Raw genomic sequence first — 13,240 nt, 5'->3', positions numbered from 1 at the left:
GTTCATTCCTTTTGTTACACAAATATCCTCTCCTACTCTCATGTTTTAAATATATCCAGGAATGAATATTCATTCCTATACTTATTAGCTATAGAATCAAATGATTCTAATAGCGTTCCAAGAACTTTCTTCCAATTCTTTTACTAATTCTTTTGAGTATTCTAATTGCCCTGTTGCAATTACCTTCGTTAGTTTTTCTAGCGGTTGATATACAATAATAATTAAAGCAACTGGAGGCAATGGACGAAGAAAACCTTTTGCGATTCCATCTTCAATAATCTTCATAAAGAAGCCTATAAAATCGTCAAATATTTTCTTACTCTGCTCGTCAAGAAAATAACTATCGCAGTGAGAATTAGTAAACAAAAAAGCGTCCACATTGTTTCTCGCAAATTCAAATAAACGGTTGTACGTATGACTAAACTGTTCACGAATATTTGCTTCAACAGGAAAATCCGTTTTTATCATTTCAGAAAGCTCTAACATACTTTTTGAAAATAACGAGTTAACAAGCGCCTCTTTATTTTCAAAGTAGCGATAAATAGTACCCGCACCGACCTTTGCTTTTTCAGCGATCATTGGAATTGTCGTACCATCGTAACCACGCTCTGCGAAAAGTTGCATCGCAGCATCAAAAATATCCTCTTGTTTATTTTTAGCCATTTTTTCCACCTCTATTTTCAGGAATGAAAATTCATTCCGTTTTTAATTATAAATTACAGGGAATAAAAGTCAAGTGCGTGACAAAGTATGGTTGCGTTTTAGTGAAAAAATCATATCAACGATTATTAGAATATATCAGCGCAAATCTAATTATATCAGCGATTTTCAAAATATATCGACTTACCGACAAAAACCGACAACCAAAGAGAAAGCTGTCCCCAAATTTGATTTTGGACAGCCCTATTTTTTAAAAGAAATCATAAATAAATGCTTCTCGTACCGGAACTATATCCTCAAACGCTCGTATTTCCTCTTCGCTTCCGCTAATTAATTCTAGTTCATTAAGTTCTAACGGACGTTTGTATCCAAACATTATTGTAGATAGTGCATTTATATCTAGCCTAATTCCTTTATCCTTTATTTCTTCTTCTATAATTGTTATTTCATGATTTGCAAGGCTCACTGTAACGTTATTCCACGGTGCAAATGAATCTATAATATGTAAAATCACTTCTTGCTGTGCATTGTTCCAATTCAACTCATATTGTTTTAAGAACTGCTCCACATCTACAATTCTTCCCATAAAATATGGTTTTATTTCTATCTTCACACGTGGCTCTTGCAATGTATATAACAACGGTTCGTTTTCACTTACTGTCATTTCAAGATCTTTAATCATAGAATCATGCTGGCAAATAAAGTTCCACAGACCATTTCGTGCTTCATTATGCAGTGGAACAAATTCATCTACTGTCATTTTATAGTTTTCTATTTTATATAATATATAGCCAGCTGCAGTTTTATTTTGATCGTAGTAAATTGCTAATGTTAAATCATCATAAACAGCTTGTAACCACCACTTTTCACTGCGAACTAGCGTACCAAAAAAACGTTCTGCAAATGTTTCATAAAGCTTCTCGACCTCTTCCGGGTGATTTTCTTTATTGAAACGTTTCACCGTACCATTCACTTGTTTTTTCATAACTAAATCACTTTTTGTCATATGACACACGAGAAGATTCGCACAAAGTTCCCAACCGTATTTACGGTAAAATGAAACGGCAAATGGATGTAGCATCGATACTGTATATCCGTCTTTTTTCATCGTTTGAAGTGAGTGTTGAAGCAATTCTTTCACATAACCGCTTCTTCTATACTCTGGATACGTTGCTACCCCTGCAACGCCACCCATTTTAAACTTTTCTTTGCCTATGTATATATGAAATGGAATAAGGTGTAGTTTTGCTGCTAAGTTCTCCCCTTCCATAATACCGTATACTTCATGACTTTCTTTCATTTTTGTAATTTGTTGATGCAATCGATCTTCATCAACTTTATATTGAAAAGCGTATTCTGATAAACGTAATACTTCTCTAAATTTATCTTCCTTTAATCGTATAACGTTCATATATTTCTCCTCCATTCCTTATTCGAATTGTACCATAATTCGAAATATTCCAGTGCGGTGAATGAAATTATATGGACTTAACGACACGAATCCAATATAAAAAGCAGATACATCCCGTATCTGCTTTTTATTACTTTATTTTGCTAACTTTTGAAGTTCTTCGAAGAATGTAGGATATGATACGCCTACTGCTTCTGCGTCTTCAATTGTTGTTTTTCCTTCTGCTAGACAGCCGGCAATTGCAAGCATCATTCCGATGCGGTGATCACCGTAACTATTTACTGTATTGCCTTTTAGTGCTGATTTTCCGTAAATAATCATCCCGTCATCAGTTGCTTCTATGCGAGCTCCTAGTTTCGTTAACTCTGCAACAACTGTATCAATACGGTTCGTTTCTTTTACTTTTAATTCGTGTGCGTCTTTAATAACTGTAATCCCTTCTGCTTGCGTTGCCGCTAAGGCGATAACAGGAATTTCATCAATTAATCTTGGGATAATATCTCCGCCAAATTCAGTTCCTTTTAATGAAGATGTTTCAATCGTAATGTTTGCAGCTGGTTCTGATGATCCTTCGTTAATTGGCTCTACAGTAAACGTAGCACCCATTTTCTCTAAAACATCAATAATACCTGTACGAGTTGGGTTCATTCCTACATTTTGTAATACTAGTTTACTATTTGGAATAATTGCACCTGCTACTAAGAAAAATGCTGCTGATGATACGTCACCTGGTACTTGAACGTCTGTCGCTGTTAACTTCTGTCCACCTGCAAGTTTCACTGTTTTTCCCTCGCGCGTTACGTTAACACCAAATGCTTCAAGCATTCTTTCCGTATGATCACGTGAAATATGTGGTTCTGTAACAGCTGTTACACCTTCTGCACGAAGACCTGCAAGTAAAATAGCTGACTTTACTTGCGCACTCGCTACAGGTGAAGTGTATTCAATTGCTTTTAAATCTCCACCACGTATTGTTAACGGTGTAAACGTCCCTTCTTCGCGGCCATCAATGTTTGCACCCATTTGTTTTAATGGATTTGTAACACGTTTCATCGGTCTTTTTGCGATAGATGCATCACCTTGTACGCAAGAGAAAAATGGTGTATTTGCCAAAATTCCTGACATTAAACGTATTGTTGTACCAGAATTACCAACATCTAATACAGCTTTCGGTTCTTGTAAACCTTCTAATCCTTTACCAACTACAGTGACTTCATCACCATTTTGCACGATTTCTACTCCCATTTCTTTAAAGCAAGAAATTGTACTTAAACAGTCTGCACCGGGCAAGAAACCTTTAATTGTTGTTTTTCCTTCTGCAATCGCGCCGAACATGACAGCGCGGTGTGAAATGGATTTATCTCCTGGAATTGTAATAATACCATTTAATCCGTTATTAACAGGTTCTATTGTTCTTTCCTTCATGTTTTCACCTTCTCATTTAAATTGTTTCATAAGTTTGGTATTTTTCTTCTCTAAGCGCTAGCTTTGCTTTCATACGATCTTCTTCTCTTTGGAAGCTAATACGTAATACCCCAAGCAACCCTTCACGTGCTTCTAATATTTGCAAGTTCGTAATACTAATTTCTTCACGTGCCAAAATACTCGTAATATGAGCCAATGCCCCTACTTTATCTAAAACATCGACGTATAAGTCGTGATAGGCAGGAATTGCCCCTCTCTTTCGTACTGGTAAAGAGTCACGGTATTCTTTCGCGTCTGCAAAATAGTTTTGAATCTCGCCTGCATCTCCGGTCGAAACTGTATCATATAAATTTTCCATTTCAGAGATCCACTCTTTTAATAATACCATTAAATGCTCGCGATTTTGCTTAACAATATCACTCCACATTTTTGGGCTACTAGATGCGATACGTGTAATGTCTTTAAACCCTCCGGCAGCTAATTGATGAATGAGCGGATTATCTCCTGCATGTTTCTCCACTTGCTTTACTAATCCTGCTGCGATAAGATGCGGAAAATGACTAACGATCCCTGTTACATAATCATGTTCCTCCGTATTTAGAACGAGAAAATGAGACCCTGTTCCTTGTAACCAACGCTTTAGTTCTTCCACATGTTCATTTGGCACATGATTCATCGGCGTTAAAATATAAAATGCATTTTCAAATAAATGTGCTTTTGCACTTTCAACTCCCGTTTTATGAGAACCTGCCATCGGATGTCCACCAATGAAAGAAACTTCCTTTGAAAATAAAGCTTCCGCTTCATTCATAATCGTCCCTTTTGTACTACCAACATCTGTTACAATAACATCTTCTCGTAAATGAAATGACGCTAATTTGTGTAATAACTTCTTCGTTTCTTCAACAGGAGAAGCAAACACAATTAAATGCGCCTCTTCACATGCATGCTGTAAATCTACTGCTACTTCATCTACTACGTGTAATTCTTTTGCACGCTCTACTTGTTCTTGAAATATATCATAACCTGTTATCGTTACATTGTGCTCTTTCTTAATTGCTAATGCGAGAGAGCCTCCGATTAAACCAGTTCCAATTAAAACTACCTTTTTACGCATTTCCCTCATCTCGAGACTTTCTTTTTTTATTTTCAAAGTGTTGTTTTAACACTGAAATCACTCCTTCATTTTGCTCCCTTGTTCCGACTGTAATACGGACACCATTTGGGAACGGACGAATAATAAATCCTGCGTGTGCACAAGCTTCATAAATCTCCCCAGCATTCTCAACTGGCAAGAAGATGAAATTTGTTTGCGATGGATAAAACGGAATTTCATTTTCCTTACAAAAGCTTTCGTATTGTTGTAATCCCTCTGTATTCACACGAACTATTTCCTCAATAAACTCGACATCACCAAAAGCAATCGTCGCTGCTTTTTGCGCTAATGAAGATACGTTAAATGGCAAACGTACGACATTTAATTTCTCGATTAGCTCTTCCTGTCCAATTGCATATCCAACGCGGAAAGAAGCTAATCCGTACGCTTTAGAAAATGTTCTAAGTACAAGAATGTTTTTATGTTTTTCTAAAAGCGGTAATGTCTCTGGGAAATCCTTTGCTGTTACGTATTCATAGTACGCTTCATCAATGACAATTAACGTATTTTCACTAATACTTTCAATAAATTGAGTCAATTTTCGATCATTCACATATGTGCCTGTCGGGTTGTTCGGATTACAAATCCATACGATTTTCGTATTATTATTTATTGCTGACGAAATTTCGTCTAAATCGTATACACCGTTATTTAAAGGGATTTCTTTCACTTCACAACCTTCAATAATTGCATGATGACGGTACTGCGGGAATGTTGCACCAGCCGTTACGATGTTATCTCCTGCTCTAAGTACTGCACGGCTTATTATTTGAATGACTTCATCTAAACCACTACCGCAAAGTATTTGTTCCATTTGAACATGTAACTTATTTGCAATTGTTTGACGAAGCGCTATAGCACCTCCGTCAGGATATAAAGCATGTTCCAACCACGATTTTTGCAACTCATCTAAAACACGTGGTGAGCAGCCGAATGGATTTTCATTTGATGCTAATTTCACAAATGAATGATCTCCGTACACTTCTTTCATTTGTTCAGGTGATTTACCTGGTTTATATGGTTGTAATGATGATAGTTGATCTTTTACTTGCATGTTAAAACCTCCTTTTTATTAAAATTCTTTTGCGTATTTATTATGTTGCGTAATGTTTTGCTGAATTAAATCCATACGATCTTTTCCGAATTGTTCGACTAGTGCATGTGCAAGTTCCCATGCTATAACAGATTCAGCTACTACACCTGCTGCTGGTACTGCACAACTATCAGATCTTTCAATACTCGCTTGGAATGCTTCTTTCGTATCAATATCAACGCTTGCTAACGGTTTGTATAATGTAGGTATTGGCTTCATAACACCTCTTACGACAATTGGCATTCCTGTTGTCATACCGCCTTCTAAACCGCCGGCATTATTCGTTTTTCTCGTGTATCCATTTTCTTCATCCCATAATATTTCATCGTGTACTTTACTTCCTGGCTGTCTTGCTGCTTCAAAACCAACGCCAATTTCAGCACCTTTAAATGCATTAATACTCATAATTGCACCAGCAAGTTTTGCATCTAATTTACGATCGTAATGAACGTAACTACCAACACCAATTGGCATACCTTCTGCAATGACTTCAACAATACCGCCGATTGAATCCCCACTACTTTTAGCGTTATCTATCGCATCCATCATCTCTTGTTCTACTTCTTTATCTAAACATCGAACTGGTGAATTTTCAGTAATCGTTTGAATTTCTTCTATTGGTAAGTTTGAAATTCGTTTCGCTTGTACCCCACCAATTTCAAGAACATGCCCTGCAATTTCTACGCCTAATTCTTTCAAAATTTGTTTCGCAACTGCACCAGCAGCTACACGAACTGTCGTTTCTCTTGCAGATGAGCGCTCTAATACGTTTCTTATATCACGATGTCCATATTTAATTGCACCGTTTAAATCTGCATGTCCTGGACGTGGTTTTGTAATTGTACGTTTCATATCTTTACTTTCTTTTTCCGAAATTGGCTCTGCACCCATTACTTTCGTCCAATGTTTGAAATCATCATTTTTAACGATTAACGTTATTGGTGAGCCAAGTGTCATCCCATGACGAACACCACTTACAATTTCAACTGTATCAGTTTCTATTTGCATGCGTCTTCCGCGTCCGTGCCCTTTTTGTCTTCTTAATAATTCTTTATTAATATGTTCCGCTGTTAATGTTAAACCTGCTGGTACACCTTCTAAAATAACTGTTAACTGCGGTCCATGTGATTCTCCAGCTGTAATGTATCTCATTTCTCTTGCCCCTTTACTATTTTTTTGTACAAAAAAGTCCCTACTGAGCGCTCAGTAGGGACGATGTTTATCGCGGTACCACCCTAGTTGTAGACAATTATCGTCTACCTCTCTTCTTCTGTAACGATCGTTTGACCGTCTTTCCCTCCAAAAGTTGGCGGAAAAGATGCTCCAAGGCTGTAATTCACGCTTATCTTTGTACTGATTCACACCGACCATCAGCTCTCTTTAACAGTGAGATAAGCACTACTGTTTCCTCTTCAGCGCATATATGATATGGAATTAAGATAATTTATTTTTGAAACCTTTTAACTCATCCATGAATCTATGGAATTCTGGAATATCCATTTGTTGTGCAGAATCTGATAATGCAACCGCTGGGTCTGGGTGTACTTCAGCCATTACTGCATCTGCGCCAATTGCAAGCGCTGCTTTCGCTGTTGGTAATAATAAGTCTCTGCGTCCAGTTGAATGCGTTACGTCAACGATTACTGGTAAATGTGTTTCTTTCTTTAAAATCGGTACTGCTGAAATGTCTAGTGTGTTACGTGTCGCTCTTTCGTATGTGCGGATACCACGCTCACATAGAATAATTTGGTCGTTACCTTGTGCAATGATGTACTCAGCTGCGTTAATGAACTCATCAATTGTTGCTGCTAATCCACGTTTTAATAATACTGGCTTGTTAACTTTACCTACAGCTCGTAATAAATCGAAGTTTTGCATGTTACGTGCACCAACTTGAATGACATCAACGTAGTCTAGCGCCATTTCAACATCGTTCGGATTTAAGATTTCACTAATGATCGCTAAGTCGAACTCATCTGCTACTTGGCGTAAAATTTGTAATCCTTCTACTCCTAAACCTTGGAAATCGTATGGAGATGTTCTGGGTTTGAAAGCACCACCGCGCATTAATTTTAGACCTTGGTCTTTCATCGCTTGCCCTACTTGGCGAACTTGCTCTAAGCTTTCTACCGCACAAGGTCCCATGATGAACGTTTGTGTTCCGTTTCCAATCAATTCACCTTTTACATTAACGATTGTATTTTCTTGTTTCTTTTTACGTGATACTAGTAATGCTTTACGGTTATCATCTTCTTGTAATTCTAAGCTAGCTTTGAAGATTGTTTTGAAAATGTGTTGAACTGTTGACGTTTCGAATGGTCCTTCGTTATGCTCTGCGATCATATCCAGTACTTCACGCTCACGTACTGGATCAAAACGTTTCGTACCTTGTACTTGCTTTTGCTCCCCAATTTTTTGAACGATTTCACCACGTTTGTTTAAAAGGTGTAATAGTTGTAAGTTAATTTCATCTACCTGTTTACGTAATTGATCTAATTCATGATTTGCCATTTGGAAATCCTCCTCTAATGTTTTAAAAGTATAGTAAGAGAATGAAAAATTCTCTATTTTCTGAACTGATAAATTATACAAAATTTAAGTGGAATCGATACCTCTTCTTATTTTAAACGAATACTTACTATAAGGACACTATCAACTCAATCAAAACCCACTTTTTTGTACAAAAAATCCCTACTGATCCAATCAGTAGGGACGATATTTATCGCGGTACCACCCTAGTTGTAGACTTATTTCGTCTACCTCTCTTCATTGTTAACGATCATCTGACCGTCTTTCCCTTCATAAAGACAATACTATCTTTACTACGAAAAAGATGCTCTAGGACTGTAATTCGCTCTTGTTTTTATACTGGTTCGCACCAACCACCAGCTCTCTGTTACAGGGAAACAACAACTACTGCTTTTCCTTTCAACGCATATATATTTAATTTTCAAGTTAGACCACTAAAATACAAAAAGTCCCTACTGAATAAATCAGTAGGGACGATATTTATCGCGGTACCACCCTAGTTGTAGACTAACTTTCCGTCTACCTCTCTTCACTGTTAACGATCAATTGACCGCTTTTTCTTCATAAAGACAATACTATCTTTACTACGAAAAAGATGCTCCAAGACTGTAATTCATGATTATCCCTGTACTGGTTCACACCAACCACCAGCTCTCTGTTACAGTAAGACTAACCACTACTGTGATCTCTTCATTGCACTTTGTTTATTCAAATGTTTTTGAAATTGAATAAGTATGATTCGTATTATAGAACGCTTTTCAAAACACTGTCAACAACTTTTTATATTTTTTTTAAAATTCCACTTCCGCCCTACATTTCTTCTTGTAAATTCTCCATAACAATTCCGATGCGAATTATCTCATTATCTATTGCATTTAATACATATTTTTCTACTCCATACTGGATTAATATTTCTTTTATTTGAATGATTTCATTTTCAAGTAAATCGGCTTCTTGAAGCGTTTGTAGTAAAGTGAAAAATACATTTGCATACAATTCTTTATACATTTTTATACTTTCTGTCTTTTCAAGTATTTCATTAAACAACTGTTTTAACTCCGTTTGATTCCCTTTTCCAACCAAACCTGAAAATGTTTTTATTATAGATAATCCTCTTTCTACTATTTCATCCATAAATAAAATAATACGCAAAAGCATTACATATTCTCTAGCTGTGATTTCACCCATTTTCGGTCGCTCTCGCAAAAATACACTGAGCCAAGATGCCCAAAATTTTTGTTGTTCTTTTGCACTTAACGTTTTGACGTAATAGCATAAAAACTGCATAAATTTAATTTTATTTTCTTCATTTTCATGTATAAGTAACGGGTATAACCAATCTGTTTTTTGCTCCCAATATAGTACACATTTAATAAATACAAAACTGAGCCATTTCAAGAAAGCTTCCCTCGTATGCGGATGTAATACTTCCAAATGTTCTACCGCATACTTAATAAATCGTTTCATTTCTGTAAATAAAGGTAAATTGATTTGCGTGTAACATAAGCCTGCCCATGCATATTTCGTAATCTCATTTTCTTTCTTTAAATCTAAGCACGGTAACAAATATTTTCGGCACCATTGCTTCTCAATATGATAAAGAAATGTAACATCTGCTACTAAACGAGCTAACATAAAATTTGTCCGTTCTTTACTAACTCTTACTTGTTCTTCAAATAAAAATAAATATTCATATACATTACGATCGTATAAATGATCATATGATAACAGTTTTAATAATACAGCTGTCATTTTTCCAACAGGATGCTGAATCGATTCATTGTAAAAGTCTTGTTTTCCAAGCTTAAAATCTGTATCACTTTTCATTACTTGAGGGAATACCGAAAAAGCAAAACGTTTCACATTGCGTATACTATTTTCCTCTAACTCTTCTAATCGATTACTAATTTCATATAGAAAGCTACTAATTAACCAATGAAAAGAAGTATTTCTAACAAATTTCTGTAATAGCGGAATTACTTTTTGGATTTGTTTATTTGTCAATCCTCGATTATTTCGCCACTCTCTAATACAAACAAACCATACTTCATTACTTATTTCGTGCATACCAACTAATTGATAGGCAAATGAAATACTCCATTCTGTATTCAACTTACATGCTTTCGATAACATCTCTAAAAAATGGCGTTGTTCAAAAACACCATCTTGAGAAAATTGACGAACTTGCTTCATAATTTCATCGTCTTTCAACTGCAATAATCCATCAGCAGTTACATTACAAGTAATACTTTGATCTGCCGTCTCTTTCTTTTGTACACTATATCGATCAGAATGAAAGTGAGGATGTTTTTGCTTCATTACCTCATAACCTTTTGCTGTAGATGGACTATTCGAATCACAAGTGAATAATAAATCTAAAACTAAACAAGCATCAAATGCTCTCTCCTCTGCAAGGTCCTTCAATACAATTTGAATAACCACTTCCTTTGTTTTTTCTAAAGAGTGTGCGAAATGATTTTTTATAAGTTGAAAAACTTCATGTTTATACGTGACATCTAAAAGAAGTCCTTCCTGTAACAACCATTTCATTTTGGCATCGGCGCTAACGAATATATTTTTATTCATCGCATCAATTGCAATTCGGTTCTGAAGCATGCTGTTTGCTTCTATCATTTCTGTAATATAATAATTTGCTTTTTTTTCATTTTTTTCACACAAATAGGCTAAACACTCTTTTACAATTTGAATTAAAAATGCAAGATCATTTTGCTGAAACTCTTTTTCAACATTTTCCTTATCCTTTTTTTTCAGTGCCGTTTGTCGTAGTGATAACATTCGCATCTTCTCTATTCCCATCATCATAATTGGTACGGCGTAATAGGAAATATGAGGTTTCATCTTCTCATTCCAAATTTGCTCCACATAAGAAAATGTAGACACTGGTAAACGACTCGATTCCTCAAGTTCTATTGATTCTTGCGTATCATTTCCCCATTTTCTTTCCCGCTTCAATTTCAGTTTTCCGTCCAAAATAAACGTTAGTAATAATAAAGCAATTTCTTTATGCTCAGGAAAAGAACATTTTTGCAGTAAGCAAGAAATTTTTTCAATAGATTTACTATCTTTTTCAGCTGTTTCTAATAAAAGAAGTGTCCATCTTGCAAACAACAACGGGTCCATTTTAATTTTCGTTTCGTTTAAGTAGCTACAAATTGTTCTCCATAATAACGGAGATATTTTAGAATGATTTTTAAAAATTAATTGAAATAATTCTTTTTGATGACTAAAAAGAAATTGTTCCACCAACCATTCTGCAAGTAATTCATCTACCTCATTATCGTTTGATGTAACTAAAAATAAATTTTGTAATTTCCCTTCTGCTTCAAGCCATTCCACCCATTCATAATCATGAGCAAATTCAACAAAGTAGCGGACTGTTTCAATTTTTTTTATGGATTGTTTTATGTATGATAATTGTTCCTGCTCTACTGACGGTGGAACTGTTACTATGTCACGAATTCGCATTCGTTTTGTAATATAATTATCTCCCATTAATTCTGCCCATCGCTTCACTGCTTTAACAAGAGATTGATGATTATTACCTTTATTCGGGTATACAATCGGCCGTATTCCTAAATGCTCCCAATGGTACGTATTTTCCCCTTGTGCAACAAATGCATAACGCCTTGTACTTGGCGGTAAACCAGTAGCCAAATATTTCATTACTGGGTCATTATGGCTATATCCAACGAATAAAACAGTATAATTCGAGAATAAATCAACTAAAAATCTTCTTGCCCAGCCTTCGGTCAAGTAAGCCCTTCCAAAATCACCATCTGTTAAAATTAAAGCTTCTTTCTCTTGTTCTATATTGCCATGTATGTAAGCGAGTCCTTTAAACGCTCTACCTGTAGGTAACGCAGGTGCGTAATATACGTTTAATTCTCTATTCATTTCTTTCATCGCAGTTGTAAAATGCCGATCAAAATTTGTCGTGACAATGCGGACTTCCGTATCTAAAGGAAACAACCTCGGAATCGCATAATGAAGCGGATTCGGCTTTGATTTTTCAATATGAACTAAATCTCTTGCAACTTGATGTATATCTTTTGTTTTCGCAATTTTACCAAGATAATAATCATGAGGTTCTGTTATTTCACGCGTTTCTACATATAACGTTTTCGCAATCTCATCAACTAGATCATCAAAATTCGGTAAGTTTGATTTCCCTTTCATAGAAACTCCCGCTCCAACAAATAGTACTAACTTTCCTTGTTCAAGATGATCAATTAACTCCTCTGGAATTTCTACTTCTGAAGTAATCCACATCATGGATTCCCCCTTACCTAAAAATGTCATATACTCTCATTTTACTATAACATTTTTTCTTTGTTTTTTTAATATTTAGACAAAAAACGAACATGAAAAAGTTTTATGTAAATATATTCGTTACAATGTATGAACTCCTAAATTTATTGTAAAACTATGTATAAATCGGAGGTGTAAATATTGAATGGTTTTACTGTAGTACTTATCAAATTTATATCGTGCATTATCGCATTTAGTATTGGACTCGCTTTATTTTTCCCTGCAACGTTCGTCCAAATTATTTCATTTAGTCTCTTTGTTACAATCGTTTCCTATATGTTCGTCGATAAAATCATATTAAACCGAATAGGCAATACCGGTGCCATTATGTCGGATTTCTTACTAACGTATTTAAGCGTATGGATTTTCGGTAATATTTTATTAGACAATTACATGCAAATTGCATGGGGGAGTTTCCTTTCCGCTACTGTCTTTACATTATCTGAAGTAATCGTTCATCGCTTTTCTAACTCACACACAAGGCACAACAACGATAACATTCATATTAATCGCCGCTTTGCATATGGTACGGAATTTGCTGAAGAACAGAATGTATTGGATAAAGATAAGAAGAAATAACATTTTGATGCAGGAGCGCCCTTTTTAATTATGTGGTGCTCCTTTTTCATGTTTTCAT

9 protein-coding genes and 3 other annotated features are annotated in these 13,240 nt (G+C 35.5%); of the genes, 1 reads left to right on the top strand and 8 read right to left on the bottom strand.

The genetic code is table 11. The annotated features are described in order from the left end of the window. Positions 1 to 96: 96 nt before the first annotated feature. The 8 genes from QCI46_RS12940 to QCI46_RS12905 form a co-directional block, all read right to left on the bottom strand. Entirely contained in the window at positions 97 to 663 is a 567-nt protein-coding gene (locus tag QCI46_RS12940) for a TetR/AcrR family transcriptional regulator (protein ID WP_147787714.1), read from the bottom strand. A 247-nt stretch (positions 664 to 910) separates the two neighbouring features. After that, on the bottom strand, positions 911 to 2,071 hold the full coding sequence (locus QCI46_RS12935) for a GNAT family N-acetyltransferase (protein WP_353840451.1): 1,161 nt from the start codon (positions 2,069 to 2,071) through the stop codon (positions 911 to 913). A gap of 135 nt (positions 2,072 to 2,206) precedes the next feature. After that, positions 2,207 to 3,496 (bottom strand): 3-phosphoshikimate 1-carboxyvinyltransferase, encoded by a 1,290-nt coding sequence (gene aroA / locus QCI46_RS12930; RefSeq protein ID WP_353840450.1) that lies wholly within the window; start codon positions 3,494 to 3,496, stop codon positions 2,207 to 2,209. 16 nt (positions 3,497 to 3,512) lie between these two features. Beyond that, on the bottom strand, positions 3,513 to 4,613 hold the full coding sequence (tyrA, locus tag QCI46_RS12925) for a prephenate dehydrogenase (protein WP_353840449.1): 1,101 nt from the start codon (positions 4,611 to 4,613) through the stop codon (positions 3,513 to 3,515). After that, positions 4,606 to 5,706 (bottom strand): histidinol-phosphate transaminase, encoded by a 1,101-nt coding sequence (gene hisC / locus QCI46_RS12920; protein ID WP_353840448.1) that lies wholly within the window; start codon positions 5,704 to 5,706, stop codon positions 4,606 to 4,608. Before hisC ends, tyrA begins: the two co-directional genes overlap by 8 nt. Before the next feature lie 18 nt (positions 5,707 to 5,724). Continuing rightward, entirely contained in the window at positions 5,725 to 6,897 is a 1,173-nt protein-coding gene (gene aroC, locus QCI46_RS12915) for a chorismate synthase (RefSeq protein WP_048560705.1), read from the bottom strand. A gap of 53 nt (positions 6,898 to 6,950) precedes the next feature. Continuing rightward, positions 6,951 to 7,170 (bottom strand) — a binding site (T-box leader). A gap of 9 nt (positions 7,171 to 7,179) precedes the next feature. Then, a complete protein-coding gene (locus QCI46_RS12910) occupies positions 7,180 to 8,256 on the bottom strand; it encodes a bifunctional 3-deoxy-7-phosphoheptulonate synthase/chorismate mutase (protein ID WP_001273578.1) in 1,077 nt (358 codons plus the stop codon). A 194-nt stretch (positions 8,257 to 8,450) separates the two neighbouring features. Then, positions 8,451 to 8,686, bottom strand: a binding site (T-box leader). A gap of 54 nt (positions 8,687 to 8,740) precedes the next feature. After that, positions 8,741 to 8,977, bottom strand: a binding site (T-box leader). Between the two features lie 107 nt (positions 8,978 to 9,084). Then, positions 9,085 to 12,564 carry a DUF4020 domain-containing protein gene (locus tag QCI46_RS12905; protein ID WP_353841868.1) on the bottom strand — a complete coding sequence of 1,160 codons (3,480 nt, stop codon included), beginning with the start codon at positions 12,562 to 12,564 and terminating at the stop codon, positions 9,085 to 9,087. Between the two features lie 180 nt (positions 12,565 to 12,744). Here QCI46_RS12905 and QCI46_RS12900 point away from each other — a divergent pair, with 180 nt between their 5' ends. Continuing rightward, positions 12,745 to 13,182: a YndM family protein gene (locus QCI46_RS12900; protein ID WP_001013096.1), complete on the top strand. Its 438-nt coding sequence runs from the start codon at positions 12,745 to 12,747 to the stop codon at positions 13,180 to 13,182. Positions 13,183 to 13,240 lie beyond the last annotated feature (58 nt).

The sequence above is a fragment of the Bacillus cereus group sp. RP32 genome, from assembly GCF_040459735.1.
Classification (GTDB): Bacteria; Bacillota; Bacilli; order Bacillales; family Bacillaceae_G; genus Bacillus_A; species Bacillus_A wiedmannii.
Note: the sequence above shows the minus strand (reverse complement) of the source record. Positions and strands in the feature narration are given on the sequence as shown.

Bases quoted from the DNA above. Each gene is read 5' to 3' on its own strand.
- QCI46_RS12940 (WP_147787714.1), bottom strand. From the start codon at position 663: ATGGCTAAAAATAAACAAGAGGATATTTTTGATGCTGCGATGCAACTT.
- QCI46_RS12935 (WP_353840451.1), bottom strand. From the start codon at position 2,071: ATGAACGTTATACGATTAAAGGAAGATAAATTTAGAGAAGTATTACGT.
- aroA (WP_353840450.1), bottom strand. From the start codon at position 3,496: ATGAAGGAAAGAACAATAGAACCTGTTAATAACGGATTAAATGGTATT.
- tyrA (WP_353840449.1), bottom strand. From the start codon at position 4,613: ATGCGTAAAAAGGTAGTTTTAATTGGAACTGGTTTAATCGGAGGCTCT.
- hisC (WP_353840448.1), bottom strand. From the start codon at position 5,706: ATGCAAGTAAAAGATCAACTATCATCATTACAACCATATAAACCAGGT.
- aroC (WP_048560705.1), bottom strand. From the start codon at position 6,897: ATGAGATACATTACAGCTGGAGAATCACATGGACCGCAGTTAACAGTT.
- QCI46_RS12910 (WP_001273578.1), bottom strand. From the start codon at position 8,256: ATGGCAAATCATGAATTAGATCAATTACGTAAACAGGTAGATGAAATT.
- QCI46_RS12905 (WP_353841868.1), bottom strand. From the start codon at position 12,564: ATGTGGATTACTTCAGAAGTAGAAATTCCAGAGGAGTTAATTGATCAT.